This is a genomic window from Rothia santali (assembly GCF_024199905.1).
GTDB lineage: Bacteria > Actinomycetota > Actinomycetes > Actinomycetales > Micrococcaceae > Rothia > Rothia santali.
Map to the genome: position 1 here is coordinate 1 of NZ_JANAFB010000032.1, position 26,706 is coordinate 26,706.

Annotated in this window: 26 protein-coding genes and 1 pseudogene; 4 read left to right on the top strand and 23 right to left on the bottom strand. The window is 73.0% G+C overall.

Annotated elements, in window-relative coordinates; genetic code table 11:
- The 14 genes and pseudogenes from NBM05_RS11655 to NBM05_RS11720 all read right to left on the bottom strand — a co-directional run.
- A partial coding sequence (locus NBM05_RS11655) for a PH domain-containing protein (RefSeq protein WP_254167587.1) occupies positions 1 to 654 on the bottom strand: 654 nt, incomplete at its 3' end.
- Positions 655 to 1,245 carry a PH domain-containing protein gene (locus tag NBM05_RS11660; RefSeq protein ID WP_254167589.1) on the bottom strand — a complete coding sequence of 197 codons (591 nt, stop codon included), beginning with the start codon at positions 1,243 to 1,245 and terminating at the stop codon, positions 655 to 657.
- Entirely contained in the window at positions 1,187 to 1,753 is a 567-nt protein-coding gene (locus NBM05_RS11665; protein ID WP_254167591.1) for a DUF3180 domain-containing protein, read from the bottom strand. The genes NBM05_RS11660 and NBM05_RS11665 overlap by 59 nt, the downstream gene beginning before the upstream one ends.
- Before the next feature lie 2 nt (positions 1,754 to 1,755).
- Complete coding sequence (gene folK, locus NBM05_RS11670) at positions 1,756 to 2,259, bottom strand: 2-amino-4-hydroxy-6-hydroxymethyldihydropteridine diphosphokinase (RefSeq protein WP_254167598.1); 504 nt, start codon at positions 2,257 to 2,259, stop codon at positions 1,756 to 1,758.
- A complete protein-coding gene (gene folB / locus NBM05_RS11675; RefSeq protein WP_254167600.1) occupies positions 2,250 to 2,675 on the bottom strand; it encodes a dihydroneopterin aldolase in 426 nt (141 codons plus the stop codon). The genes folK and folB overlap by 10 nt, the downstream gene beginning before the upstream one ends.
- Positions 2,676 to 2,687: 12 nt before the next feature.
- Entirely contained in the window at positions 2,688 to 3,635 is a 948-nt protein-coding gene (gene folP / locus NBM05_RS11680) for a dihydropteroate synthase (RefSeq protein ID WP_254167602.1), read from the bottom strand.
- Positions 3,632 to 4,213: a GTP cyclohydrolase I FolE gene (gene folE / locus NBM05_RS11685; RefSeq protein ID WP_254167604.1), complete on the bottom strand. Its 582-nt coding sequence runs from the start codon at positions 4,211 to 4,213 to the stop codon at positions 3,632 to 3,634. The genes folP and folE overlap by 4 nt, the downstream gene beginning before the upstream one ends.
- Positions 4,210 to 6,366 carry an ATP-dependent zinc metalloprotease FtsH gene (gene ftsH / locus NBM05_RS11690; protein WP_302183944.1) on the bottom strand — a complete coding sequence of 719 codons (2,157 nt, stop codon included), beginning with the start codon at positions 6,364 to 6,366 and terminating at the stop codon, positions 4,210 to 4,212. The genes folE and ftsH overlap by 4 nt, the downstream gene beginning before the upstream one ends.
- 251 nt (positions 6,367 to 6,617) lie before the next feature.
- On the bottom strand, positions 6,618 to 7,169 hold the full coding sequence (hpt, locus tag NBM05_RS11695) for a hypoxanthine phosphoribosyltransferase (RefSeq protein WP_254167606.1): 552 nt from the start codon (positions 7,167 to 7,169) through the stop codon (positions 6,618 to 6,620).
- Between the two features lie 22 nt (positions 7,170 to 7,191).
- Positions 7,192 to 7,506 carry a TilS substrate-binding domain-containing protein gene (locus NBM05_RS15910; protein ID WP_373689327.1) on the bottom strand — a complete coding sequence of 105 codons (315 nt, stop codon included), beginning with the start codon at positions 7,504 to 7,506 and terminating at the stop codon, positions 7,192 to 7,194.
- A gap of 320 nt (positions 7,507 to 7,826) precedes the next feature.
- Positions 7,827 to 8,240, bottom strand: a pseudogene (gene tilS, locus NBM05_RS15915) (tRNA lysidine(34) synthetase TilS); the annotation flags it as partial.
- Positions 8,241 to 8,484: 244 nt separating this feature from the next.
- Positions 8,485 to 9,681, bottom strand: coding sequence for an Rv3626c family coenzyme F420 biosynthesis-associated protein (locus NBM05_RS11710; protein ID WP_254167608.1), 1,197 nt, complete (start codon positions 9,679 to 9,681; stop codon positions 8,485 to 8,487).
- 147 nt (positions 9,682 to 9,828) lie between these two features.
- Positions 9,829 to 12,045, bottom strand: a complete 2,217-nt coding sequence (locus tag NBM05_RS11715; RefSeq protein ID WP_254167610.1) for a S8 family serine peptidase — start codon at positions 12,043 to 12,045, stop codon at positions 9,829 to 9,831.
- A 114-nt stretch (positions 12,046 to 12,159) separates the two neighbouring features.
- Complete coding sequence (locus NBM05_RS11720) at positions 12,160 to 13,551, bottom strand: glucose-6-phosphate dehydrogenase (protein WP_254167612.1); 1,392 nt, start codon at positions 13,549 to 13,551, stop codon at positions 12,160 to 12,162.
- A gap of 39 nt (positions 13,552 to 13,590) precedes the next feature.
- Between NBM05_RS11720 and NBM05_RS11725 the strand changes: the two genes are divergently transcribed.
- On the top strand, positions 13,591 to 15,615 hold the full coding sequence (locus NBM05_RS11725; protein ID WP_254167614.1) for a glycoside hydrolase family 15 protein: 2,025 nt from the start codon (positions 13,591 to 13,593) through the stop codon (positions 15,613 to 15,615).
- Between the two features lie 57 nt (positions 15,616 to 15,672).
- On the opposite strand, the gene NBM05_RS11730 is transcribed toward NBM05_RS11725, so the two are convergent.
- The 3 genes from NBM05_RS11730 to NBM05_RS11740 form a co-directional block, all read right to left on the bottom strand.
- A complete protein-coding gene (locus tag NBM05_RS11730; RefSeq protein ID WP_254167616.1) occupies positions 15,673 to 15,999 on the bottom strand; it encodes a hypothetical protein in 327 nt (108 codons plus the stop codon).
- Complete coding sequence (locus NBM05_RS11735; protein ID WP_254167617.1) at positions 15,996 to 16,202, bottom strand: hypervirulence associated TUDOR domain-containing protein; 207 nt, start codon at positions 16,200 to 16,202, stop codon at positions 15,996 to 15,998. The genes NBM05_RS11730 and NBM05_RS11735 overlap by 4 nt, the downstream gene beginning before the upstream one ends.
- A gap of 258 nt (positions 16,203 to 16,460) precedes the next feature.
- Positions 16,461 to 17,897 carry a D-alanyl-D-alanine carboxypeptidase/D-alanyl-D-alanine-endopeptidase gene (locus NBM05_RS11740; RefSeq protein WP_254167619.1) on the bottom strand — a complete coding sequence of 479 codons (1,437 nt, stop codon included), beginning with the start codon at positions 17,895 to 17,897 and terminating at the stop codon, positions 16,461 to 16,463.
- 189 nt (positions 17,898 to 18,086) lie between these two features.
- Here NBM05_RS11740 and NBM05_RS11745 point away from each other — a divergent pair, with 189 nt between their 5' ends.
- Together NBM05_RS11745 and NBM05_RS11750 are read left to right on the top strand one after the other, a co-directional pair.
- Positions 18,087 to 18,602: an inorganic diphosphatase gene (locus NBM05_RS11745; RefSeq protein WP_254167621.1), complete on the top strand. Its 516-nt coding sequence runs from the start codon at positions 18,087 to 18,089 to the stop codon at positions 18,600 to 18,602.
- Between the two features lie 374 nt (positions 18,603 to 18,976).
- Entirely contained in the window at positions 18,977 to 19,180 is a 204-nt protein-coding gene (locus tag NBM05_RS11750; protein WP_129660283.1) for a cold-shock protein, read from the top strand.
- Positions 19,181 to 19,270: 90 nt separating this feature from the next.
- On the opposite strand, the gene NBM05_RS11755 is transcribed toward NBM05_RS11750, so the two are convergent.
- From NBM05_RS11755 to NBM05_RS11765, 3 genes are all read right to left on the bottom strand, one after another.
- Positions 19,271 to 19,804 (bottom strand): O-acetyl-ADP-ribose deacetylase, encoded by a 534-nt coding sequence (locus NBM05_RS11755; protein ID WP_254167623.1) that lies wholly within the window; start codon positions 19,802 to 19,804, stop codon positions 19,271 to 19,273.
- Positions 19,805 to 19,981: 177 nt separating this feature from the next.
- Positions 19,982 to 21,580, bottom strand: a complete 1,599-nt coding sequence (locus NBM05_RS11760) for an AMP-binding protein (protein ID WP_254167625.1) — start codon at positions 21,578 to 21,580, stop codon at positions 19,982 to 19,984.
- Positions 21,581 to 21,675: 95 nt separating this feature from the next.
- A complete protein-coding gene (locus NBM05_RS11765; RefSeq protein ID WP_254167627.1) occupies positions 21,676 to 22,749 on the bottom strand; it encodes a 2,3-butanediol dehydrogenase in 1,074 nt (357 codons plus the stop codon).
- 270 nt (positions 22,750 to 23,019) lie between these two features.
- Here NBM05_RS11765 and NBM05_RS11770 point away from each other — a divergent pair, with 270 nt between their 5' ends.
- Complete coding sequence (locus NBM05_RS11770; protein ID WP_254167629.1) at positions 23,020 to 24,153, top strand: nitronate monooxygenase; 1,134 nt, start codon at positions 23,020 to 23,022, stop codon at positions 24,151 to 24,153.
- A 52-nt stretch (positions 24,154 to 24,205) separates the two neighbouring features.
- Here NBM05_RS11770 and NBM05_RS11775 read toward each other — a convergent pair whose 3' ends face one another.
- From NBM05_RS11775 to NBM05_RS11785, 3 genes are all read right to left on the bottom strand, one after another.
- Complete coding sequence (locus tag NBM05_RS11775) at positions 24,206 to 24,535, bottom strand: helix-turn-helix domain-containing protein (RefSeq protein ID WP_254167631.1); 330 nt, start codon at positions 24,533 to 24,535, stop codon at positions 24,206 to 24,208.
- A 70-nt stretch (positions 24,536 to 24,605) separates the two neighbouring features.
- Positions 24,606 to 25,034 (bottom strand): hypothetical protein, encoded by a 429-nt coding sequence (locus tag NBM05_RS11780; RefSeq protein ID WP_254167633.1) that lies wholly within the window; start codon positions 25,032 to 25,034, stop codon positions 24,606 to 24,608.
- 165 nt (positions 25,035 to 25,199) lie between these two features.
- The gene (locus NBM05_RS11785) at positions 25,200 to 26,705 is read right to left on the bottom strand and encodes a glycoside hydrolase family 32 protein (RefSeq protein ID WP_254167635.1); all 1,506 of its coding nucleotides are present in this window, start codon (positions 26,703 to 26,705) and stop codon (positions 25,200 to 25,202) included.
- Position 26,706: the final 1 nt, after the last annotated feature.

Genomic DNA, 26,706 nt, shown 5'->3' on the forward strand with positions numbered 1-26,706 from the left:
GGGCGGGGCGGCGGCGTCCCCCGCGGCGGCGGGCGGGGCGGCGGCGTCGTCCTGCAGCTGCCGCTTGCGGCTCAGGAGCCTGCCGCGCAGGTCCTCCGCACCCCGGCGCGTCAGGAAGCGCAGGTGCAAGGTCGACTCGCCGGCGTCGGCGACCTCGAAGCGCAGCTCGGCCAACCCCAGGATCCGCGCCAGGAGCGGCTGGGAGATCTCGATGGCCTGCACCCGGTCCAGGCGTGCCTGCTTCTCCTTGCGGAACAGCGCCCCCTCGCGGACCCGGACGGTATCCGCGGTGACCGCGTAGCGGGTGAACCACCAGGACCAGAACATGCCGCCCAGGACCAGCAGCACGACGCCGACGACGATCAGCCACCCCACCAGCTCGAGGCCGCGGACGAACTCGGGGATCCCGCGGCCGAGCTCGCCCGCGTCGAAGCCGTTCTCGAAGACCGACTCCACGACGTTGCGCCCGACCACGAAGACCAGCACCAGGAGCGCGATCCAGAAGCGGGCGAGGGGGGTCAGCGGATGCACCCGCTCCCAGACCAGGGGCTCGACGTCGTCCCGCCCCGCCCCCGCGCCCCGCGGCCCGACGGCGTCACTGGGCGTTCCGCGCGCCCCGGCGGCGTCTCCCGGCGTTCCGTTCGACTCGGTCATCTACAGCGCCGCCAGACGGTCCTCGCCGCGCTGGGCGAGGTCTTCGCGGAGGCGGGCGGCGTCGTGCTGGCTGATGCCCTCGATCTTGACGTCCGTGGACGCCGACGCCGTGTGCAGCTCGACCTTGGCCAACCCGAACAGCCGATCCCACGGCCCCGAGGAGACCTCGACGTACTGCATCCGGCCGTACGGGACCACCGTGATGCGGTGCCACATGACCCCGCGGCGCACGAGGAGGTCGTCCTCGCGCTCGGAGTAGCCGCGGGCGCGGGCCCGGCGCGGGGAGAGGACCAGCTCGAGGATCGTCCACGCCAGCGAGAGCGCCGGCAGGGCGATCGCCAGCCACAGCCACGGCCAGGACCAGATCCCGAGCAGGCGCAGCACGAGCGGGACGCAGAGGACCGCCGTGGTGATCACCCCGGAGACGGCCTCGTTGATGAGCAGGACCGTGAGGTACTTCGCGTCGGGCCGGACCCAGGGGGAGTCCCAGGCGTCCAGGGCCGCGAGCCGCCGCTCGAAGGCGGGGCCGCCCTCACCGAGGTGTCTGCGGGCCTCGCCTCCGGTCGCGGGGGCGTTCTCGGTCTCTGGCATAGCCGCCTTCTCCTTCGGGCGCGTCGCGGTCGCCGCGCGGGTGCTGCGGGGAGTACGGATCCTCCGACTCCCCGGGGTCCTCGGGGGGCCGCTTGCACCAGCTCTCGGCCAGCACGCCCGCCGCCCCCACGGCCAACCCTACGGCACCGTTGAGCGCGGCCAGCGGGAGCGTCGACGTCGTGCCGCGGTACTGCATCAGCGTGAGCTCGTGCAGCAGCGCCCCGATGCCCCACCCGGCCAGCAGCGCACCGTAGACCGCGCAGGCCTGGGCGAAGACCACGATCCGGGAGGCGAGGATGGGGTCGATCCGCCGGGTCCGCGGCTCCCGGATGTGGGCGCGCACGCGCCAGCCCAGCACCAGCGCCGCGGCGCCGAGGAACGCGCTGATCAGCAGCGAGAACCAGGGCAGCACGAGCGCGCCGCCGCCCCACACGGAGTTGACGACGGCGCCCAGGGCCAGGCCCAGCGCGCCCAGCAGGGCCAGCCAGCGGATCTTGAGCGGCTTCATCCCTACCCCTCCGCGGGCGGTTCCAGGTAACCGCGCAGGCCGTCGAGGTCGGGGGCGCGCTGCGCGAGCACCGCGACCGGCACCCCGCCCAGCGTCGCCTCGGGGTCCATGAGCGCCCAGGGGGCCAGCACGAAGGCGCGCTCGGCCGCGCGCGGGTGCGGCAGGACGAGGTCCGGCTCGTCCATGCGCAGCTGACCGTAGGCCACGATGTCCACGTCCAGGGTCCGGGGCCCCCAGCGCACCTCGCGGATCCGCTCGAACGCGGCCTCGAGCTCCTGGCAGTACCGCAGGAGGGCGAAGGGCCGCAGGTCGGTCACGATCCTGACCACCTGGTTGAGGTAGTCGGGCTGTCCCTCGGGGCCGCCCACCGGGGCCGTGACGGCGACCGGGGACACCGCCTCGACCGTGATGCGCTCGTGCTCGCCGAGCAGCGCCACCGTCCGGCTCAGCGTGTCCGCCGAGGCCCCGAGGTTGGAGCCGAGGGCGAGGACCGACGTCACTGGCATGGGCGCTCCCGGTAGATCGTGACGGAGACGTCGGCGAAGGTCACCTCGATGGGCGCCTTGGGCTTGTGCACGGTGACCTCGACGGCGCGGGCCGGGTAATCCCGCAGGACGTCCCCGGCGATCCGCTCGGCCAGCGCCTCCACGAGGTTGAAGCTCTCGCCGACGATGACGTCCTTGACGCTCTCGGCGATCTCGCCGTAGTTGATGGTGTCCCGCAGGTCGTCGCTGCGCCCGGCGGCCGTCAGGTCCGCGAACAGGGAGAGGTCGACGAAGAACGGCTGGCCCACGCGCTTCTCCTGGTCGAAGACGCCGTGGTAACCCACGGCCCCGATCCCGGTCACGGTGATGCGGTCAAGCCCCGCGCCGACGGTCCGGCCGTGGTCGGCCCCCGCTGCGGATGGCGATTTCTCGGACAAAGCTCTCCCTCGTCAGTTCTGGTGCTCGGTGATCGGATGGGTCCGCGGCGCGGCGCCGGGACGGGGCGGCCGCTCGGCGGCGAGCCAGCTCCGGGTCACCGCCAGCGCGTCGGCCGTGGCGGCGACGTCGTGCACGCGGACGGCCCAGGCCCCGCGCTCGGCGGCCAGCGCGGAGATCGCGGCGGTGGCCGTGTCCCGCTCCCCGGCCGGGACGGCGTCGACCCCGCGGGAGCGCGCCAGCGCCGTGCCGATGAAGCGCTTGCGCGAGGCCGCGACCAGGACCGGGTGGCCCAGCGACGTCAGGCGGTCCAGGCGCGCCAGGAGCCGCCAGTCCTGCTCCCCGCCCTTGGCGAAGCCGAGTCCCGGGTCGAGGATGATGCGCTCGGGCGCGACGCCGCCGGCGATGAGCCGCCCGCGCTGGGTCAGCAGCTCGGCGCGGACCTCCTCCACGACGTCGTCGTACTCGGCCCGGGCGTCCATGGTCCGGGAGTCGCCGCGGGCGTGGGTCAGGACGTAGGGGACGCCGGCGGCGGCGCACGCCGCGATCATCTCCTCGGACAGCTCCGTGCCCGAGACGTCGTTGACGATCTGCGCGCCCGCCTCGACCGCCGCGCGCGCGGTGGCCGCGTGCTTGGTGTCCGCCGAGACCACGACGTCGCGCTCGGCCAGCCGGGAGATCACCTCGAGGGTCCGGCGCTGCTCCTCGGCCGGGTCCACCGGCGCGGCGCCCGGGCGGGTGGACTCGCCCCCGACGTCGACGACGTCGGCCCCCGCCTCGACCATCGCCAGCGCGTGGGAGACCGCGGCCTCGACGCCGGCGTGGGCGCCGCCGTCCGAGAACGAGTCGGGAGTGAGGTTGAGGACGCCCATGATGAGGGTCCGGTCCGCGGGAAGCGCCGCGAAGGTCCCCCAGCCCCGGGTCTCGCCCCGCCCCGCGGGGCGGCTCGGGGCCGCCGTCACGAGCGGGTCCCCGCCCCGTTGATGAGGCTCATGGCCTCCGCGCGGGTCGCGTTGTCCCGCAGCTGGCCGCGCACCGCCGAGGTGACGGTCCGGGCGCCGGGCTTCTGGACCCCGCGCATGGACATGCACATGTGCTCGCCTTCGATCACCACGATTGCCCCGGCCGGGTGCAGGAACTCCTGCAGCGCGTCCACGATCTGGCTGGTCAGGCGCTCCTGGACCTGCGGCCGCTTCGCGTAGAGGTCCACGAGCCGGGCCAGCTTGGACAGGCCCGTGACCTGGCCGCTCTCGCCGGGGATGTAGCCGACGTGGGCATGGCCGTGGAACGGGACCAGGTGGTGCTCGCAGGTCGAGTAGAAGGGGATGTCCTTGACCAGGACCATCTCCGAGTGGCCGATGTCGAAGGTCGTGGAGAGCAGCTCCTCCGGCGAGTGGCCGAGCCCGGAGAACATCTCCTCGTAGGCGCGCGCGACCCGGGCGGGGGTGTCGATCAGTCCGTCACGATCCGGGTCCTCGCCGATCGCGGCGAGGATCTCGCGGACCGCGGCCTCGATGCGGGGCAGGTCCACGCGGCTCACCGGTCCTGCGGGCCGACCGGCCCCTCGGCCCCGGGACCTCCCTCGGCGGGACCGCCCTGGGGGCCGCCGGCCTCACCGGTGCCCGGGGGCGTGCTGCCCTGCGAGTGGCTCGGCACCTCGAGCGGGTGCTCGGGCTTGGCCGCCACGGCCTGGTCCTGCGGCGCCATGTCCTCGGGGTCCTCGGCGCCGGCCGCCTCGGCCTCGGCCTTCTCGGCCGGGGTGGAGATGGGCGGCAGCTCGGAGACCGCGCGGGTCTCCTTGGACAGCCAGACGTCGCGCAGCGGGCGCTTGCGGACGTCCTGGAAGACCGCGGCGATCTCCGCCTCGTTGAGGGTCTCCTTGTCCAGCAGCTCGAAGGCGAGCCGGTCCAGGACGTCGCGGTTGTCGTTGAGGATCGCGTAGGCCTCGTCGTGGGCGTGGTCGATGAGCGCGCGCACCTCGGCGTCGATCTGCGCGGCGACCTGTTCCGAGTACTCGCGGCCGCCCATCCCGGCGTCGCGCCCCAGGAACGGCTCGGTGTTGCCCGAGCCGAGCTTGACGGCGCCGACGACGGCGGACATGCCGTACTCGGTGACCATCTTGCGGGCCGTGCTGGTCGCCTTGTCGATGTCGTTGGCCGCACCCGTCGAGGGGTCGTGGAACACGATCTCCTCGGCCACCCGGCCGCCGAGCGCGTAGGCCAGCTGGTCCAGCAGCTCGTTGCGGGTCGTGGAGTACTTGTCGTCCACCGGCATGACCATCGTGTAGCCGAGCGCGCGGCCGCGGGGCAGGATGGTGATCTTGGTGACCGGGTCGGTGTTGCGCAGGGCCGCCGCGACCAGGGCGTGGCCGCCCTCGTGGTACGCGGTGATCTTGCGCTCCAGCTCCTTCATGAGCCGTGAGCGGCGCTGCGGGCCCGCGATCACGCGGTCGATCGCCTCGTCCAGCGCGCGGTCGTCGATGATCTGAGCGTTGGAGCGCGCGGTGAGCAGCGCGGCCTCGTTCATCACGTTGGCCAGGTCCGCGCCCGTGAAGCCCGGGGTCTTCTTGGCGACCTGCGCGAGGTCCACGTTGGTGGCCAGGCGCTTGCCCTCCCCGTGCACCTCGAGGATCCGCTTGCGGCCCTTGAGGTCCGGGGCGTCGACGCCGATCTGGCGGTCGAAGCGCCCGGGGCGCAGCAGCGCGGGGTCCAGCACGTCCGGCCGGTTGGTGGCCGCGATGAGGATGATGTTGGTGTTCTCGTCGAACCCGTCCATCTCCACCAGGAGCTGGTTCAGGGTCTGCTCGCGCTCGTCGTTGCCGCCGCCCATGCCGGCGCCGCGCTGGCGGCCGACGGCGTCGATCTCGTCGACGAAGATGATCGCGGCCTCGTTCTGCTTGGCCTGCTCGAAGAGGTCGCGCACGCGCGAGGCGCCCACGCCCACGAACATCTCGACGAAGTCGGAGCCCGAGATCGAGAAGAACGGCACCCCGGCCTCGCCGGCCACGGCCTTGGCCAGCAGGGTCTTGCCCGTGCCGGGAGGGCCGTAGAGCAGCACGCCCTTGGGGATCTTGGCGCCCACCGAGGTGAAGCGCGCGGGGTCGGTCAGGAACTCCTTGACCTCCTGGAGCTCCTCGACCGCCTCGTCCGAGCCGGCGACGTCGGAGAACTTCACGGTCGAGTTCTCCTTGTTGAACTTCTTGGCCTTGGACTTGCCGAAGGACATGATCTGGCTGCCGCCGCCGCTCATGCGGGAGAGCAGGAACCAGAAGATCAGGAGGATGACCAGGAAGGGCAGGAGGAAGCCCAGCAGCGAGGTGAACCAGTTGCTCTGCACCGGCTGGTCCGTGTAGCCCTGCAGCCCGGCGTTGTCCATCGCGGTGACGACGTCGCCGGCGCGCGGCTGGACGTAGTAGAAGACCACGGACTTGCCGAGGTCCCGGCCGTCCTGGCTGTAGTCGTCCTTGAGCGACAGCTCGACCTTCTGGTCGCCGTCGAAGATCTTGGCCTCGTTGACCTTGTCGTCCTGGAGCAGCTGCATGCCCACGTTGGTGTCGACCCGGTTGCTCTCCCCGGACGTCGAGACGTAGATCATCGGCAGCAGCACCAGGAGCGCGAGGAAGATCCAGAAGTACGGTCCCTTGAGGATCCGATCCCTCAGGGACTTCTTCTGGGGGGTGTTCTGCTGTGCCAAATCTGTCGTGCCTTCCGGTGAGGTCGTCACGGGTGACGCATGGTCACGGGTGATGTGAGGTCTCGGAAAAGGCTACCGCCGTGAGCTGAGAGTCCCCTCGGACTTATCCTCACAGCGGAAGCCCCTGCCGTGCCGCGGGACGGCCGCGCCGCACCCGCCCCCGCGCCGTCGGCGGACGGTCGATCGGCACCGTCGGTGCGACGCCGTCGGGGCGGGCGGCGCGGTCGGTGCGGGCGCCCGGGCGCGGGCTCCTACGAGTAGACGTGCGGGGCGAGCGTGCCGATGAAGTCCAGGTTGCGGTAGCGCTCGGCGAAGTCGAGGCCGTAGCCCACCACGAACTCGGGCTCGATGTCCCAGCCGATGTACTTGACCGGGATCTCGGTCTTGACCGAGGCCGGCTTGCGCAGCAGCGCGCAGATCTCCACCGAGCTGGCCCCGCGGGACTCGAGGTTGGACTTGAGCCAGGACAGGGTGAGCCCCGAGTCGATGATGTCCTCGACGATGAGGACGTCGCGCCCGTGCAGGTCCGTGTCCAGGTCCTTGAGGATCCGCACGACGCCGGAGGACTTGGTCCCCGAGCCGTAGGAGGACACGGCCATCCAGTCCATCGTGTAGTGGGCGTGCAGCGCGCGGGAGAGGTCGGCCATGACCATCACGGCGCCCTTGAGCACCCCCACCAGCAGGACGTCCCGGTCCTTGTAGTCCTCGTCGATCTGCGCGGCGAGCTCGGCGATCTTCTCCTGGATCTGCTCCCGCGTATAGAGAACGTGCTTGAGATCGTCCTTGACGTCCTGTGAATCCACTGATGTCTCCTGCTGTGGTGACCTATTTCAAGTTCTGGGCCGAGGGCCCCGGAGGGGCCGCGGCGGGAGGCGTCCGCTGACCCACGAACACCAGCGCCCCGGCGGCCGCGGACTCCGCGGCCGTGGCGTGACGGTCGAGGGGGCGACGGCGCCACACGGCAACTCTACCCGCCATCTGCACCGGTCCCGCATTCCCCGCGCCCGCCGCCAGCTCCTCGAGGGCGGCGAGCCGCTCGTGGCTCGGCGACTCGCCCCCGGCGGCGACGACGGCGCGGGCCAGCACCCGGCGCCGCAGCGGGGATGCTGGTCCCGCAGGGCCGCGAGCAGCAGCGCGCACCGCGGGCCAGCGGGCCCGCCGGCGGGGGCCTCCCGATCAGCAGGATCGGCCTCCGCCGTCGCGGGGGGATCCGCCTCTCGGGCCCCGGGGCGATCCGCCTCTCCCGGTCGGGCCGGATCCGGGTCCTGGAAGCGCGCCGGGTCCGCCGCGGCCTCCCCGGCCGCGCGGTCGGTCAGCTCCTCGATCAGCTCGGCGTCGGGCCCCAGCACCGAGGCCGTGCGGGCCAGGGCGCGCTTGATGCCCGGTCCGAGGTGCCGCTCCAGGTGGGGCACGACGTCGTGCCGGACCCGGTTGCGCAGGAACGAGCGCTCCTCGTTGCTGGGGTCCTGCCACGGCCGCAGCCCCTCCGCGGCGCAGATCTCCTCGACCTGCTCCCGGCGCAGGGCGAGGAACGGGCGGATCAGGCGGGCGGAGCCCAGGGCGCGGCCCTCGGGCATCCCAGCCAGCGAGCGGGTCCCGGAGCCGCGGGCCAGGCCCAGCAGGACCGTCTCCGCCTGGTCGTCGAGGGTGTGGCCGAGCAGCACGGCGACGGCGTCGTGCTCGGCGGCCAGGCGCTCCAGGGCGGCGTAGCGGGCCTCCCGGGCGGCCATCTCGAGGCCGCCGCCCTCCCGGCGCACCTCCACGCGCTGGGTCAGGACCGGGTCCAGGCCGAGCGCGCGGCAGGCCGCGGCGGCGTCGGCCGCGGCGGCATCGGATCCGTCCTGCAGGCCGTGGTCGACGACGGCGGCGCCCACCCGCAGGTCCCCGCGGCGGGCGAAGTGCGCGGCGACGGCCGCGAGCGCGAGGAGTCGGCGCCGCCGCTGCAGGCGACCAGCACGAGCGGGGCACGGTCCGCAGCGTCCGGGCCGGCCGCGCGCCGGGAGCGGCCCGTGGGGGCGATCCCGAGCCCGGGCAGCTGGCGCCGCAGGACCTCGGCAAGCGCCCCGCGGGCCGCTCCCACGGTCGGGTGCAGGCGGCCCTGCCGGCCGCTCTGGGCCATCAGGCCCCCGCCCGGCCGTCGAGGACGCGGGCGATCCAGCGGGAGGGGTCGTGGATCTCCTCCTCGCTGGGGAGGTTCTCGGCGCGTTCCCACACGCGGTTGAGCTCGGCCATCCCGCGGCGGTCCACGATTGCCTGGACGAACTCCTGGCCGTCCCGGTACTGCCGCATCTTCAGGTCCAGGCCCAGCGCCGTGCGGATCATCCGCTCAAGGGCGCCCCGGGTCGCGGAGCGGCGCTCGAAGCGGCGGCGGATCGTCTTGACGCTCGGCACGGTCTCGGGGCCGATCGCGTCCATGACCACGTTCGCGTGGCCCTCCATGAGGCTCATGATGGCCGTGAGGTCGGAGAAGACCTTGCCGGTCCGCTCGTCGAGCAGGGCGGTGATCCGGCGGGTGGGCAGGGGCTTCGCGGGGGCGGGGCGCTCTTCCGCGGGGCCGGGGCCGCCCGCTCCGGTCGCCGCGTCGGCGTCGGCGCCGGGCCCGGCGTCGTCGGTGCCGGGCTTCCGGGAGCGGTCGGCGAGCGCGCGCACGCCCTCCGCCGCGCCGTCCAGGAGCCGGCGGAGCAGCTCGGCCCCGCCGCCCTCGAGGTGCTGGGGCAGCTGGGCGATCAGCCCGAGCATGTGCTCCCGCAGCCAGGGCGCCGCGGCGAACTGCACGCGGTGGGTCTGCTCGTGGAGGCAGACCCAGAGCCGGAAGTCGTCGGGGTCGAGGTTCAGCTCCCGCTCGATCATCACGATGTTGGGGGCCACCAGCATCAGCCGCCCGCCCGGGGCGCCGAAGCCGCCGAGGGCCGCGAAGGGGTCGTACTGGCCCAGGACCCGGGCGGACAGGAACGCCAGGACGCCGCCGAGCTCCAGCGCGGCGCCGGCCTCGGTGACCTTGCGGTCCAGCTCGTTCAGCTGCGCGAGGCGGTCGCCCATCCCGGAGGTGACCAGGCGGTTCAGCATCATCGAGAAGGTCTGGGAGTTGGCCCGCGACCAGCCCTGCCGGTCCACGACCAGCAGCTGCGAGTCGTGCAGCCGCTCCGCGGCGTCGAGCCCGGTGATGCGGTGGACGTGATCCACGGAGGCGCTCGCGTGGTAGCGGATGGACTCGACCGCGGCCCGCGCCTCGGCCCGGGAGAGCTTGGGACCCGCCGGGGTCAGGCGCGCGGCCGTGGCGGCCGCCGCCTCCCAGCTGATGATGTCTTCAGTCATGGGACCCACCTTGCCACAGCGGGATGCGGATTGGCTGGGCACGGGCCGGGGAATCGGCCGGGCGCGGCCGCGCGGCCCGCCCCGGCCCCCCCGCCCGCCCCCGCCCGCGCCGCCCGCCCCGGGTCACCGGGTCACCGGGTCACCGGGTCAGCGCCGCACCTGCATCCCGTTCGGCCACCAGACCACCTCGACGCCGCGCGAGAACTTCTGGTGCACGCGCCCGTCGGACCCGCGGTACTCGTCGGTGACCGGGTAGCCCCAGCCGCCCTCGCGGCCGGCGTTGATCCAGGCCTGGCCGATGGCGCCGTGCTGCACGATCGTGCGGGCGCCGTACTGCGGCGTCCACATCACCAGGTGGCTGCGGCCGCCGATGCGGAAGAACTGGTAGGCGGCGCCGTCGGCCTTGCGCACCTCGTCGCCCACCGGGTAGCCCATCGCGTTCTCGCGGCCCGAGGAGGCCCACTTGCCGCCGATCCCGCTGTTCTCCCGGATCGCCCCGACGCCGGTCGAGGGGGACCACATGATGAGGTTGGTCGCCCGGGTGCCGGGGTGGTTGAAGAACTGGTACGAGCCCGTCCCGGTCCGCACCTCCTCGCTGCCCGGGAAGCCGTAGGTGCGCTCGTACCCGCCCTGCCGGAACTTGGCCCCGATGGCGCCCCACCAGTGCACGGCGCGCGCCCCGGTCGAGGGGTGCCAGTAGATCGCCGCCCGGGTGCCCTGGCGGTCGAACTCCTGCACGGCGCCGCCGTGGATCAGGGAGAGCTCGCCGCCCGTGGGCTGGCCGAACGTCCCCGCCCCGCCGTTGCTGCGGTAGTAGGTGCCGATGGCCCCGCCCACGGCCGGGGCGGCCTGCTTCGGCTTGACGGCGTTCACGGCCCGGTTGGCGTTGATGAGCGGGTACCCGCCCACCGACCGCCCGGTGGAGGTCAGCGCGTTGCGGATCTGCTCGACCGTGAGCCCGCGGTTGGCCTGCTTCATCAGCGCGATGGTGCCCGCGACGTGGGGCGCGGCCATCGAGGTGCCGTTGAGCGGGCCGTACTTGGGACCGACCGGGACGGTGGTCCCGGAGTCGACGGTGGACCAGATGTCGGCGCCCACGGTGCCGCCGGGCGCGACGACGTCGAGCGCCCTGCCGTAGTTGGAGTACCCCGTCAGCGTGTTGTTGGAGGCGGTGGCCCCCACGACGATCGGCAGCCAGCAGTTGGCCGGGGCCGCCCCCGAGGCGTCGATCCCCGCGTTGCCGGAGGCGACCACCACCGGGACGTTGCGGGCGTGCGCCTCGTTGATCGCGCTCTGCATGATCGCGGGGCACGAGCCGCCCCAGGACATCGAGACGTTGACGACCTGCGAGGGGTTGGCGTTGCGCGGCATCCCCGCACCCTGCCAGCCCGCGGCCCAGGCGGTCGCGTCGGCGATGTCGGAGACGTACCCGGAGCCCGCGGTCCCCAGGGCGCGGACGGGCTGGATCCTCGCGTCGGGGGCGACGCCGGCCACCCCGATCCGGTTGCCCGTCACCGCGCCCGCGATGCCGGCCACGTGCGTGCCGTGCCAGTTGGAGGGGGTGCCGTTGTAGTAGGTTCCCTCGTCGCGGGGGTTGGCGTCGCGCCCGCCGCCGTCCCGGCCGTAGAAGTTGTCCGAGACGAAGTCGTAGCCCGGCACCACCTTCTGGTTCAGGTCCGGGTGGCTCACGATCCCGGTGTCCACGACGCCGATGGTCACCCCCGAGCCGGTCGCGCTCTGCCAGGCGCCGGGCGCGTCGATGGTCCGCATGTTCCACTGCGAGTTCCAGTACGGCTCGCCCGAGGCGTTCGGGACGGCCGAGGTGGCGCTGACGATCAGGTCGGGCTCGGCGCTCTCGACCAGCGGGTTCTCCGACAGCTTCTCGACGGCCTCGCGCTGCTCCGCCTCGTCCAGCCCGGTGTTGGCCTCGACGACGCTGCTCTGGCCCACCGACTCCTTGACGATCTCCGGGTCCGTCACCTCGGTCTCGGTGGAGGCCTCGTCCAGGACCTCGGCCTTCTGCTCCTCGGTGACCCCCTCAGCGAAGCGCACGATCAGCCGGTCGGTCTCGGGCAGCACCTCCTCCTCGGGGTCCGCGGAGGGAGGCGTCGGGGCCGACTCGGCAAGGGGCTCCGCGTCCGCGCGGGCGGTGGCCGCGAGCGTCGGCTCGGCGGGCTGGGACCCGGCAGGATCCGGGACCGCGGGCTGCGGCGTGGCGGAGGCGGGCGGGGCGGACAGCGTGGGCTGCGCGGACGGAGCCGGCGCTGAGAGCCCCGGCCCCTCCTGGGCGGCGGCGGGGACCAGCTGGCTACCGATGAGTACGGCGAGCGCGACGGCGCCCCCGGCGATTCTCTGCAGGGTCACATGAACCTCGTTCGGGGTCTCAAGAAGTGATAGACCCTGACAGAGTATGCGACCGAGGCGGCCCCTTAACCCTCCCCCTTGAAAACAGCTACTTTGGTCTGACCCTCGCTCTGACTAGCCACGATCCGGATCGATGGAGCCCGCGGGGTAGCTGCGCAGCGGCGCCCGGCCCTCTCGGTAGGCCGCCCGCACCTCCTCGAGGACGCGCCAGCCCTCCTCCGGGGTCCCCGGGGCGACCCTCAGGGCGGCGTCGCCCCCGAAGATGCCGAGGAATACCGCCCCGTACGGTGTCAGCGGCTCCTCGCCCACCGCGGAGGAGAGCGTGATCCGCCGGACTCCCCCGGGCGAGTGGGGCCCACCGGCGGTCAGGTCCCAGCGGACGTCCCCGTCCTCGAGACCGATCCGGAGCGTGTCGCCTCGGGCTTCGCCCAGGCCCCGGGGCCGCCCCTGCGCAGCCTCGGGGTCGGCCCGGAAGTGCACGGCGATCTCCTGGCGGGGGCTCCCCACGGCCTTGCCCGAACGCAGGATCACCGGAACCCCCTCCCACCGGGGGAGCCCCACGCGCACGACGACGCGGGCGAACGTCTCGGTCCCCCGCTCGGGGTCCACGCCCTCCTCGTCCGTGTAGTCGGGCAGGTCCTCCCCACCGACCTGGCCGGAGGTGTAGCGGCCCCTGAACACGGCGTCGGGGTCCTCCGGATCGAGCCCGGCCGCGGCGATGACCTCCGCGCTGCCCCGTTGCAGAGCATCCCCCGAGGCCTCCGCGGGCGTCTCCATCATCAGCATGCCCATCGTCTGGAGCAAGTGGGACTGGATCATGTCCTCCGCCGCGCCCGTACCGTCGTAGAAGTCGGCGCGGCCCTCCAGGCCCAGCGTCTCGTCGAAGACGATCTCGACGCGCTCGACGTGCTCGGCGTCCCACCGCCCCGCGAAACCCGGATTGCCCCAGCGCAGCCCGGGGATCCCCAGCACACCGGGCATGCCGAGGAAGTGGTCCACACGGACGATCCGCTCCTCGGGGAGGATGCTCGCCAGCAGGTCGTCGAGCCCCCGGGCCGACTCCCGGTCAGAGCCGAAGGGCTTCTCGACCGCGAGCACCATCCCCTCGGGGAGCGCGCCGCGCTCGGCGATCCCGGCCAGCGCGTGGCACGCCTGGACCACCACGTCGGGGGCCAGGGCAAGGTAGACGACGGGCGTCCCGCCCGCCTCCTCGAGGGCCCGGCCGAGCCCCTCGGCGTCGGTCACGTCGACCTGCAGGTACTGCGCCGACTCCAACGTCCGCCGCGGGCCCTCCCGCCGCAGCGCCTCCTCGTCGAGGACCCCGCCGAAGGCCTCCCGGGCCGCCTCGGCGAAGCCCGGGTCCTCGCGACGCCCGACGCCGATCAGCTCGACCCCGCGTTCAGGTCGGCGCTCCGCGAGGTAGGTCGCCAGGCCCGGTAGCAGAAGCCGGTGTGACAGGTCGCCGTTTGCGCCGCAGACGATCACGGTGTCCAGAGTGGAGCTCATGGCTTCACGCTACCCGGCCACTGCGCTATACAGAGAGACATGGCTGAGAAGAATCGCACCGCGGACCGCGCCGCGGCCGGAGAGCACGCCCTCGACGCCGGCACGGAGGACGCGGCGCCAGCTTCGCCCAGCACTCCCCTGGAGGAGTACGCGCTGCTCTCCGACCTCGCGACGGGCGCCCTCGTCTCGCGGGACGGCTCGATCGACTGGCTGTGCCTGCCCCGGTTCGACGCGCCCGCCATGTTCTCCGCCATCCTCGGCGGGCCGGAAGACGGGCGCTGGAAGCTCTCGGCCGTGGGGGGCCGCGTCGTCGGCCGCCGCTACCGGTCCGACAGCTTCATCCTGGAGACCCTGTGGCGCACCGAGACGGGCCGCCTCCGGGTGACCGACTTCCTCCCGCCCAAGGACGGCCAGTCGGACCTGATCCGGCGCGTCGAGTGCCTCGAGGGCTCCGTGGAGGTCGAGCACGACCTGCGGCTGCGCTTCAACTACGCCCGCTCGCTCCCGTGGTTCCGGCGCGTCCCCTGCCCCGGCGGCGGGGACCTGGACGCCCTGCTGTGCAATGCCGGCCCGGACGGGGTGCTCATCAGCGGTCCGATGCTGTGCGCCACGACCGAGCCGACATCTGACGACGCCCCGCACCACGCGGGCGGCGACGGCATCACCACGCGGGAGTACGACCTGACGCACGAAGGCACCCACGTGCTGCCCGACGGCGCTACCGGAACCATCGACCCCGACGCCTCCGGCAGCCTCGCCCCGCGCCTGGCGGGGCGCTTCTCCCTCGAGGCCGGCGAGACGCTGGACTGGAATCTCACCTGGTTCCCCTCCTGGGCGGAGACCCCGGCGCCGACCGACCCCGATCGCGCCCTGCGCGCCACAGAGCGCTACTGGTCCAAGTGGGCCCGCAAGCTGCAGGTCAACTCACCCGAGGGGCATCTGGTGATGCGCTCGCTGCTGGTGCTCAAGGCCCTGACCCACACGGACACCGGGGGGATCGTCGCCGCCCCCACCGCGTCGCTGCCCGAGCACTTCGGAGGGGAGCGCAATTGGGACTACCGGTACACCTGGCTGCGGGATGCCGCGCTCACGGTGGAGGTCATCGTCGCCCACGGACACGCCGAGGGCGCACTGCACTGGCGTGACTGGCTGCTGCGCGCGGTCGCCGGCGACGCCGACCGGCTGCGCATCATGTACGGCCTCGGCGGCGAACGCGACCTCGACGAGAAGGAGCTCCCCCACCTGGCCGGGTACGAGGGCTCTCGCCCGGTCCGGGTCGGCAACGCAGCGGCGGAGCAGTACCAGGCCGACGTCGTCGGCGAGGTCATGCTGGCGCTCGCCGAGCTGCGCGACGGCGGGCACGAGGAGACCGAGTTCTCCTGGGGCCTGCAGAAGGCGCTGCTCGACTACACGATCGCGAACTTCGACAAGAAGGACCACGGCATCTGGGAGATGCGCGGGGACCAGCACTACTTCACCCACGGGCGGGTCATGATGTGGGCCTCCTTCAACGAGGCCCTGCGCGCCGTCGAGGAGCACGGCCTGGACGGCGACACGGAACGCTGGGAGGAGTACCGGGAGCGCCTGCGCGAGGAGATCATGGAGCACGGCTTCGACGAGGAGCTCGACTCCTTCACCCAGACCTACGACGGCCGGGAGGTCGATGCCTCGCTGCTCCAGCTGCCCCACACCCGCTTCATCGAAGCGGACGACCCGAGGATGCTGGGCACGGTCGCGCGCATCGAGCGGGACCTGGTGGACGAGCACGGCCTGGTCCACCGGTATCGCACCGAGACCGGCATGGACGGGCTGGGAGGGCCCGAGTATCCCTTCCTGATCTGTGCCTTCTGGCTCGTGGAGCAGTACGCGAACTCGGGCCGGGTGGAGGACGCCCACCGGCTGATGAACCAGCTGTGCTCCTACGCCTCGGACACGGGCCTGCTGGCGGAGGAGTACGACCCCGAGTCGGGGCGTCTGGCGGGGAACTTCCCGCAGGCGTTCTCGCACCTGTCGCTGATCCGCGCCGCGGACGCGCTGCAGCGGGCGCGGGGGAACCGAGTCTGAGGGACGCGAGGAGGCCCCGGCCCGGGATCCGGGGCGGGGCCTCTCCGCGGAGGACGGTCAGTCGTCGCCCTCGATGCGCTGCGACTCCGCCCAGCGCTTGCCGGGGTCGCCGCCCCAGGCGTCCCAGGCCACCCGGCCCGGGGACGGGAAGCCCTTCCCGCCCTGGCTGAAGCCCTCGGCGTCGCGGTCCGGGGCGTGGCGCGAGAAGTAGCTGCGCATCCGCCGCACGACGTCGTCGTCGACCTTCTCGCCGTGGGCCAGCTGCTCGGCGCGGTGCTCGCCCGTCTCGGTGAAGCCCTTGCCGGCCTTGCCGTCCTCGATCCACTTCAGCGCGCGCTGCGCGGCCTCCTGGACGCCCTTCGGGGGCTCGTGCTTCCCGCTCATGACGCCTTCTCCAGCGCGGACTCCTTGTGGGCCGCCTGGGACCCTGTCTTGTCCGACTCGACGATGTAGACGGGCTCGTCCTGGCTCGCCGTGAACTTCTGCTTCTCGAACTGGAAGTCGCTCGTGCGCCGCTCGAGGACCTTCCCGTGCGTCTTCCCCTGGCTGGTGTTCCAGGAGACCTTGTCTCCCTTGCTGAATCCCATCGGACCGTCCTTTCGGTGATGCGGGCGTCTGCGGGGCTGGGTACCGGCCATTATGAGCCGGGACACGGCCCCTCCGGGGGCGGCGCGCGCGCCGTCTCGCTGAGAGCGATACGGCGCGCGGCGCGGGCCCGGGTGTGGACGACGCCGCCGCCGGCCCCGTTCCGGGACGGTGCCGGCCGGGTCCGCACCGCGGACGGCACCGTCGATCCCGGACGCGGGCGGTCAATCACCAGCGGACCGGCCACGGGCGGGACCGGCTCAGGACGTGCTGAGGTCCGCGACGGCGGTGTCGAGGGCGTCGCGGGCCGCTCCGGCGTCGTCGAGGTCGTTGACCAGGAGCGAGAACGCCAGGAGCCGGCCCTGGCTCGTGGTCGTGATGCCCGTCAGGCCGGTGACCTCCAGCAGGGTGCCCGTCTTGGCGCGCGCGTAGCCGGCGGCCGGCTGCTCCGCCGGGTCGTCGAAGCGGTCGGCGAGCGTGCCGCTGCCCGCGGCCACCGGGAGCGTGCCCGGCAGGTCTGCGACCGGCCCGTCGCCCCGGGCCGCGGCGGCCATCGCGGAGGCGAGGGTCGCGGTGGTGACGCGGTTGCCGGGGGCCAGCCCGCACAGGTCCTCCAGGACGAGACCGTCCACGCCCACTCCGACCTCCGCGAGGGCCCGCCGGATCGCGGCCTCGCCGCCCTCGAGGGAGCCCTCCTCCCCCGCGGCGATCGCCGCGTTGCGGCCCAGGACCTCGGCCAGCACGTTGTCGGAGTTCTCCATCATGTAGGTGGCCTGCTCCAGGACGGTCGCCGAGCTGACGCCGCCCAGCCGCGCCCCGTCCGCGTCGCCCGCGGGCAGCTGCCGCGGGTCGGGCGCGGCGGAGAAGGACAGGCCGGAGTCCCCCGCGGCCGCGTTCAGGGCCGTGACGTAGGCGTTCAGGGCGTCGAGGCCGGCGTCGGCGGGGCGCCCCGAGACGTCCTCGGGGAACTGCGGCCGCGCGGTGTGGTGGTCCCACAGGGCGATCGGGTGGACGCCGGTGGCGTACCCCAGGGCGAGATCCTCCGGGGACCAGGCGGGGTTGAGGGCGGGACCGGAGAAGCGGCTCGCGTCCAGCCGGACCTGCTGCGGCCCCTCGACGCCCCGGCGCTCGAGGGAGCCCACGGTCTGCTCGGCGAGGTCGCCCAGGCCGGCGCGGCCCATGACGTCGGCGGGGTCGGAGGCGCCGTCGGAGAGCATGGTGTCCCCGCCCGCCACGAGCGTGACGGACCCGGGTGCGGCGCCCAGCCGGCTCTCGGTCCGGTAGCGGTCCTCCGGGTGGGAGTGGCTCAGCAGCGAGAGGGCCGTGAGGACCTTGAGGTTGGAGGCGGGGGCGAGGGGCTCGGCGTCGTCCCGGGAGTACAGGGGCTGGCCGGTCTCGACGTCGAGAACCTGGGCGCCGACCGCGGATCCCCCGGCGCCGGCGAGCACCTCGTCCACGCGGCGGCCCAGCTCGGCCGCGTCGGGGAGCGCGGCGTCGGAGGGCAAAGCTCCCACGGGACCCTCGGCGGGCTCGCCCGACGTCGCGGCCCCGGCCCCGTCCGCGGTGTCGAAGAAGATCTCCGCGCGGTGGGAGCTCACGGTTGGCACCAGCCACGCCACGACCCCCAGGCACGCGACCGCCAGAACGGCCACGACCGCCCACCAGATCCGGTTCCGGGTCTTCTCTGTCCGAGGCATCGTCGCTCCCTCCCCGCCCGCCGCCGCGCGCGGGGACGCTTCCGACACCAGAATCTCATGTCTGCGCGCCAAGATGCGGTTTTACCGATTCGCCGGGCCGGACGATAGATTGAGGCTGGAAGGCGCGCCCCGGGCGGGCGCGCGCGAGGCGGGAGCCTCGCACCCCCCGATTCCACAGAGAGGAATTCAATGGAACGCGACGTCACGATCGAGATCCCGAAGGGCTCGAGGGTCAAGTACGAGATCGACCACGAGACCGGCCGGCTGCGCCTGGACCGGGTCCTCTTCACCTCGATGCAGTACCCCACCCACTACGGCTACTTCGAGGACACCCTGGGCGAGGACGGCGACCCGCTCGACGCCATGGTCATCATGGACTACGACGTCATCCCCGGCGTCATCATCGAGGCCCGCCCCATCGGCGTGTTCCAGATGACCGACGAGGCCGGCGGCGACGCCAAGGTCCTGTGCGTCTCCACCGACAAGCGCTTCGACGCGATCAAGTCCCTGGACGACGTCGAGGACTACAAGAAGGATGAGATCCAGCACTTCTTCGAGCGCTACAAGGACCTGGAGCCCGGCAAGTGGGTCAAGGGCGAGGGCTGGGGCTCCAAGGAGGACGCCGAGCGCATGATCTCCGAGGCGGTGGACCGCTTCGCCGAGTCGCACTACGACAGCGCGGCCGAGGCCGAGCAGGACGACTAGTCGCCCCGCTCGCCGCGCCGCGGCCCGGGCCCCCCTCGCGCAGGCGAGGGGAGCGCCGGGCCGCAGCCGTCAAGGGGCTCGGCCGCGCGGTCGTTCCGCGTCGAGCTGAATCCCGTGTCGGGGCACCGTATGCCTGACCCCCTGGCGACTGATAGGCTCATGGAAGCGACGAAAAGAGGGAATGACGAGATTCTCACGGTCTCCCTCGACATCTGGGGGCGCACCGGCGAATCCGCCCGTTGCCTGTTCTCTGCTCTGCCTCCGTTTCACGCGGTAGCCGCTCAGACTTTTCACTCGTGGGTGCCGGGACATTCCGGCGCACGTACCGGCCGCCTCCGTGCGGCCTCAGCATGAATCAAAGGAAACACATCATTATGGCCACTGGCACCGTGAAATGGTTCGACGCGGAAAAGGGCTTCGGCTTCATCGCAACCGATGACGGATCCGACGACGTCTTCGTCCACTTCAGCGCCATCGAAGGCAACGGCTACCGTGAACTCGCCGAGGGGCAGAAGGTCGAGTTCGAATCCGAGAGCAGCCCCAAGGGCATGCAGGCCAAGAGCGTCCGCGCCCTGTAAGGCTCCCGTCAGCCTGTAGAACGGCCGGGCCGCCCGCGTCCTCCTCCGGAGGATGCGGTGCGGACCCGGCCGTTTTGTGCGTTCGGGGGGTCAGTTCTCCACCGCGGCGCGGAAGCACCGCTCGGCTTCCGCGCCGAAGGGCACGAAGATCACCGTCTCGAGGGCCTCGCCCAGCTGCCGGCCCTGCTCCCGCACGGTCTCGACGGCGATGCGCGCGGCGTCGTCCATGGGCCAGCCGTAGATCCCCGCCGAGACGGCCGGGAAGGCCACGGTGCGGGCCCCGACCTCGGCGGCGACGCGCAGCGACTCGCGGTAGCACGAGGCGAGGACCGGGGCCTTCTCCGCGTACTTCTCCGGGGTCTTGGCGTAGGTGGGGCCCACGGTGTGGATGACCCACCGCGCCGGCAGCTCCCCGGCGGTGGTGGCCACCGCCCGACCGGCCGGGAGCCCGTCCGGGAGGTCCTCCTCGCGGATGCGGCGGCACTCGGCCAGGATCTCGGGGCCGCCCGCCCGGTGGATGGCGCCGTCCACGCCCCCGCCCCCGAGCAGGGAGGAGTTGGCGGCGTTGACGATCGCGTCGGCGCGGGTCTGGGTGATGTCTCCGGGCTGGATCAGGATCTCCATGCCACCAGCCTAGGGCCGGGGACGCGGCGGCGACACCCGGTCTCTGTGCGGCGGCGGGCCGTCGGCGCGCGCCGCGGCGGGCGGGCGCGCGACGGCGGGTGGGCCGCCCGTGGCACGGCGTCGGGCGGCGGGCGTGACACGCGGCGTCGGCACCGGCGTCGGCCCCGGGCGGGCCGCCTACCCCCGTCGACGCCGGCGCAGCGCCGAGCGCTGGACCTTGCCGTTGGCGGTCGTGGGGATCTCGTCCACGAAGCTGACGCGGCGCGGGAAGGCGTGCGAGCCGTAGTTCCCCTTGACCCAGCGCTGCAGCTCCTCGGCCTTCTCCCGGCCCGGCTCGTGGTCCTCCTCGAGCACCACGTAGGCGTGGACGATCTCGCCCCGGTCGCGGTCCTCGTCCCCGACCACCGCGGCCCGGCGCACCGCCGGGTGGCTCATCAGCGAGTTCTCGATCTCCACGGGGCTGAGCCGGTAGCCCGAGGTCAGGATGGCGTCCTCGCCGCGAGCGGCGAATCGGAGGGCCCCGCCGCCCCCGCGGATGGCGAGGTCGGTGGTCAGGTAGTACGCGCCGTCGGCGGTGAACCGGTCGTGATCCGGGTCCCGCTCCTCCCCGTACCCCGCGAAGGTCATGAACGGGCTCGCGGCGATGTCGATGGCCAGGCGGCCGATCTCCCCCTCGGGCGCGACGTCGTCCTCGTCCATGCGCAGCACCGTGATCGACCAGCCGGGCAGGGGCCGCCCCATCACGCCCTGCTCGAGCGGGATGCCGAGCTCGGGGTCGTGGGGGAAGCCCACGCACAGGCCGGTCTCGGTCTGCCCGTAGTTCTCGTGCACCGGGGTCCCCAGGTCCTCGGCCCATTCGAACAGCCCGGGCGTCACGGCCTCCCCGGCGCTGGACATCCGGTCCAGGTGGCGCACCATGCGCTTGTCCGGGGAGTTGCGCATGGCCCGCAGGGTCGTCGGGGCGGCCAGGAAGTCGGTGACCCTGAGGTCGGAGAGCACGTCCCAGGAGGACCCGGCGTCGAACCGGCCCCCGGTGAGGATGCTCGAGCGCCCCGCCAGCATCGGCGCCAGCAGGGCCGTGTACAGCCCGAGGGACCAGCCCGGGTCCACCGCCGACCAGTAGACGCTCCCGGAGCGAAGCGCCAGGCCGTGCTCCAGGAAGCTCTGCCAGCCGGCCGCGTGCCGCTTGGTGTGCACCACCGACTTCGGCTCGCCCGTGGTCCCCGAGGTGAAGAGGTGCACCAGCGGCACGTCCGGGCCCGTGGGCGCCGCCCCCTCCCACGGCTCGAGGCGCTCCGCCTCGACCTCGAGCGCGGGCGCCTCGCCGGCGCCCTCCGAGCCGCTGAGCACGACCGCCCACTCCCCCTCCGGGACGTGCCCGGCGAGCTCGGGGTCGGCGATCACGACCTTCGCGCCGGAGCGGCGCAGGCGCTCCCCGACCGACTCCGAGGCCAGGGCGGTGAAGACCGGGGCGTAGACGGCGCCCAGCCGCCAGGCGGCCAGGACGACGACGGGCAGGTCGAAGGAGCGCCGCATGAGCGTGGCGACCCGGTCCCCCTCGCCGACGCCGAGCTCCGCGAGGTAGCTGGCGACGCGCCGCGAGCGCTCCGCCAGCTCCCCGAAGCTGTGCTCGGCCGCCCGGCGGCCGGGCCAGGAGACGAGGAAGGCGGTCAGCGCGGGGTCGTGGCGGTCGCAGAAGTGATCCGGAGCCGAGCGGCCCGGGTCCGCGACGTCCTCAATGATCTCCTGGACCCTGCGATCGGTCTGGGCGCTCACGGTGTCCCCCGTTCCTCGTCGATGCCGGCGGCTATATGACGGACCGTATACTCACTCCCCCGGCCGGGCAAGGGACAGGCCGGGGGGACCGCAGGTTACTCCCCGAGGCCCCGGCCCGACGGCGAGACCAGGATCTTCACGGCCGTCTCGTTGCGGTGGATGAGGGTCTCGAAGCCCTCGTCGACGAGGCCCTCCAGACCGATCCTTCCGGTGATGAACGGCTTCAGGTCCACCTTCCCCTCCTCGACGAGCCTGATGGTGGCGGGGTGGTCGTGGGAGTAGCCGATCGTGCCCCGCAGATCGATCTCCTTCATGACCAGCTTGTGGAGGGCGACCTTGGGCTCGTGGCCCCAGATCGAGACGTTGACGATCACGCCGGCCGGGCGCACGGCATCGAGCAGCATGTCCAGCACGACGTCGACCGAGCTGCACTCGAAGCCGACGTCCGCGCCGCGCCCGCCGGTCAGCTCGCGGACCTTCTCCACGACGTCGACCTCCCGCGGGCTGATCGCGTGGTCGGCGACGCCGGTCTCCAGGGCCTTCCGCCGCCGCAGCTCGGAGATCTCGCTGACGATCACGGTCAGGCCCTCGGCCTTCAGGACGGCGGCCGTCAGGATGCCGATGGGCCCGGCGCCGCCGATGATCGCGACGTCGCCCGCCGTGGCGCCGGAGCGCACGAACGCGTGGTGGGCCACCGAGAGCGGCTCGATCAGGGCGGCCTCGTCCAGCGCGACCGAGTCCGCGATCGGGTGCACCCAGTGGCGCTTGACGGCGATCTTCTCTCCCAGGCCGCCGCCCCCGCCGCCGAGGCCGATGAAGTTCATGTCCGGGCTGAGCTGGTAGTTCTCGTCGCCCTCGTTCTCCTCGCGGATGATGTACGGCTCGACCACGACCTTCTGGCCGACCTCGAGGTCCTCCACGCCCTCGCCCAGCGCCGCCACGGTCCCGCTCATCTCGTGGCCGAGGGTGACGGGGGCGGACTCGCCGGAGATCGGGTGGGGGTGCCCGGCCTCCGGGACGAAGATGGGACCGTCCAGGTATTCGTGCAGGTCGGTGCCGCAGATGCCGCACCAGGCGACGTCGATGAGGACCTCGCCGGGTCCTGCCTCCGGCGCCTCGATCTCCTCGATGCGGATGTCGTGGTTGGCGTGGTAGCGGGCTGCGCGCATGGGGCTCGACTCCTTCGCGTGGGCGCGGGTGCTGGTGCGGGTGCTGGTGATTCACACCATAGCAAGCGGGTGCGTGGGGGTGACGAGCGTGGTGGATCGTCGGCCCGCCCCTCCTGCCGGTCCGACCCCCGGCACCGATCCGGCCCTTTGGTGCTGATCCGGCCCTCCGGCACCGATCCGACCCTCTGGCGCCGGTCCGACCCGCCGGGCCGCGCGGCGCGCCCTAGGCTGGGAGGACGACCGCCCATCTGCCCCCCCCCGGAGGAACCCATGACCATCGACCGTGCGCAAGCGATCTTCGGCCGGCGCCCCGTCGTCCTCGCGCCCATGGCGGGCGGTCCCTCGACGCCGGAGCTGTGCGCGGCGGTGGGCGAGGCCGGGGGCCTGGGCTTCCTGGCCGGCGGCTACCTCGCCCCGGAGGCCCTCGGCGCGGCCGTCGACGCCGTCGAGGGGCTCACCGGGGCACCGTACGGGGTCAACGTGTTCGTCCCGGAGGGGGACGGGCGGCCGGAGGCGGGGACGGGGACCGGGATCGAGGCCGGGACCGGGACCGACGCTGCGTCCAGGACCAAGTTCGCGACCGAGACTGAGTCCGCGACCCCGGTCGAGGCAGCCTACGCGGCCTACCGCGAGCGACTCATCTCCGAGGAGGCATATGCCCCGGAGGTGTTCCCTCCCGAGCCCCGCTGGTCGGCGGACCACTACGAGGAGAAGCTGGAGCTGATCCTCCGGTCCTCGGCCTCCTGTGTGTCCTTCACCTTCGGCCACCCCGACGCGGCGACGATCCGCCGCCTGCAGGAGGCCGGCAAGGCGGTCGTCCTGTACGCGACCAGCCGACCCGGCATCCGCGCGATCGCCGCCTCGGGGGCCGACGTCGTCGGGATCCAGGGCATCGCGGCGGGCGGCCACCGGGCGAGCGTGCTCGGCGTCGACGACGACTCGTCGGAGGACGCGGCCGCTCTGACCGCCTATGCTCGCGGGATCACCGACCGCCCGATCGTCGCCGGGGGCGGGGTCGCCGGGTCCGACGACGTCGCCCGCCTCCTGCGCGCGGGGGCCCGCGCCGCCCAGGTCGGGACGCTGTTCCTGACCGCGCGCGAGGCCGGCACCAAGGCCACCCACCGCCGGGCGCTCTTGGAGCTGACGGACCGGGAGACGATGCTGACCAGGGCCTTCTCCGGGCGGGAGGCGCGCACCATCCGGAACGGATTCGCCCGGCGCCACTCCGCCGAGGCCCCGCGCCTCTACCCTCAGATCCACTACCTGACCGCGCGGATGCGCGCCGAGGCCGACGCCGCCGGGGATCCGGAGCGCCTGAACCTTTGGGCCGGGAAGGGATTCGCCGCGTGCCGGGAGGTCGAGGCGGCCCGGCTGGTCGAGGAGCTCACCCCCTCGGGGCGGTGAGGCACGATGGGCGGGAAGCCCGTCTCACCGGGACGCGGAAGGAAGGCCCCGGTCAGTCCTCTGAGATCGAGGGGGCGGCCGGGGCGAACGTGAGCGTGACGCCGAGGGCGGCCGCGAGCCGGTGCAGGGTCGCGTACGTGGGGTTGGCGCGCCCCCTCTCGATACGGCTGATCTCCGCCTGCTGGACGCCCGCCGCCTCCGCCAGCGCGGGCTGCGTCATGCGGCGGCTCCCCCGGACGCCGGCGAGCTGCCTTCCCAGCTCCTGCCGAGCCTCGAGCTCGGCACGGTACGACTCGGCGGCGGCGCGGTGCACCACGCGGGCGTCGTCGGACCAGCCCGCCTGCGCCTCGGAGGCCAGATCGTTGAACTGACGAGTGCCCATGGTGGAATCCCTTCTGCCGCTTACCCTTGAATTATGTGCTTTAAAACATAACCGGTCAAGTGGGTGGCGGTCACCCTCGGCGTTTCCACTGCGCCAATTCCCGTCGTGCGGCCTTGATCCCCCGCTCCTGGCGCCGCTTCGAGGGGTCCCTGTTCTTGTCGTACCCGCCCAGGAGCAGGATGACCCGACGACCGTGGAACGTGCAGAAGACGCGAAGGAGCACGGGACGATCGCCGACATCGTCGAATCGACCCGCCTCCTGGGGTGCGAATTCGCGCAGCAGCGTGCGCAGGGAACGCCGCACCCGGAACTCGTACAGGCCGCCGCCCAACGGCTTGCCCCACTCGCTTCTGCACATGTCCGTCCCCAAGGGTTCCAAGACGTTCTGCACGGCGGCGACGAGCACGGCCTGCTCGTACTCGCCGAGCCCTCGGAAGAAACGTTCGAAGCGCCCACGGTCGTCGTATTCGACGGTCCACGCGCCGGTCGGATGGCTCATGGTCGCGAGCCTACCGAGGCCATCCCCCGGTGCGCCCCGAACCGGTGCACCTGTGGACGCCGTCTCGGCACACACCCGGTCGCGTCAGGATGAGATGACGTCACGGACCGAGAACGCGAGCGACTCGGGCCCGCCCCTCCCCCGAGAGGGCGGGCCCCGCCGCGCTCAGTCCTCGGCCCAGGCCGAGCGCAGCCGGTGCACCGTCAGCGACTCCACCGCGATGGTCCCGGACTCCGAGCTCAGCACCGCCGCGCGCGGCCCCTCGGCCGGGAACGCGAAGGAGGTGACGGACTCGGCGCCGCCGTTCACGAAGACCTCGACCGAGCCGCGGTCCACCAGGACCCGCAGCGCGAGCCGGTCCCCGCCCGGGTACGGGGCGCCGCGGTAGCCGCGGTCCCCGTGCGCGGCGGCGTGGCGGTCCACCACGACGCGGCCGATGAGGTCGTCGTAGGCGACCATCGTGTGACTGCCGTCCGGCGTCAGGCCCAGCTTGAGCGCGACCCGCTCGGAGGTGGTCCGCGCGAGGTCCACCTCGAGCTCGATCTCGTAGGCCGCGGCGTCGTCGAGGAGGACGACGTCGTCGTTCAGGGCCACCTCGAAGGCGCCGAGCTCGCGGGAGTCGGCGCGCAGGCGCTCGACCTCCGCGACCGGCCGGTTGCGCAGCCGCAGGTCGGCGTCGAGGGTCAGCTCGCGGGGGACGGTCAGCTGGCCGCACCACGCGTCCTCGGCCTGGGTGGCCACGGGGATCTCGAAGGAGCCCATCCAGCCGAAGGCGATGCGCCGGCCGTCCGGGGCCTCGAAGGTCTGCGGCGCGTAGAACTGGTGCCCCCAGTCCACGAGGCGGTAGTCGGTGAGCTGGCGGAAGTCCCCGCCCGGCTCCCACTCCCCGACGACGTACCCGGCGTTGTGCGTGTTCCGCGCCCGGAAGCCGTCCCTGCTGGGCCCCATGGGGCAGTACAGGATGACCCACTTGTCCCCGAGCGGGAACATGTCCGGGCACTCGAGCATGAAGGCCTCGGGGTCCGGGTCGCGGAAGAGGATCCGGTCGAACTCCCAGTCGAGCAGGTTCTCCGAGCGGTACAGCCAGACCTCGCCGCGGTTCTCCGCCGAGCAGGCGCCGAAGACCATCCACCAGGTCCCGCCCGAACGCCAGACCTTGGGGTCGCGGAAGTGCAGCAAGTCCTCGGGACCCTCGACGACGACGCCGCGCTTCTCGAAGGTCACGCCGTCCTCGGAGACGGCCAGGCACTGGACCTGGAGGTTCCCCTCGTCCTCGTTGACGCCGTTGCGCCAGCGGTGGCCGGTGTAGAAGGCGTAGAGCAGCCCGTCGTCGCCGACCACGGCCGAGCCGGAGAACACGCCGTCGCGGTCCGCCTCCAGCGTGGGCGCCAGCGCGATGGGCTCGCGGCGCCAGGTCACCAGGTCCTCGCTGGACACGTGGCCCCAGTGCATCATGTGGTGCTGCGCGCTGGCCGGGTTGTGCTGGAAGTAGACCTGGTACCGGCCCCGGAAGAAGCTAAGGCCGTTGGGGTCGTTGATCCACCCGGCCGGGGCCGCGATGTGGAAGCTCGGGTACCAGCGGTCCTTGCGGCCGCGGCGGAGCTCGGCGTTGGCCTCCTCGGCCAGACGGAGCTGCTCGGGCAGGTTCAGCGAGACGGTCTGCTCGGTCATC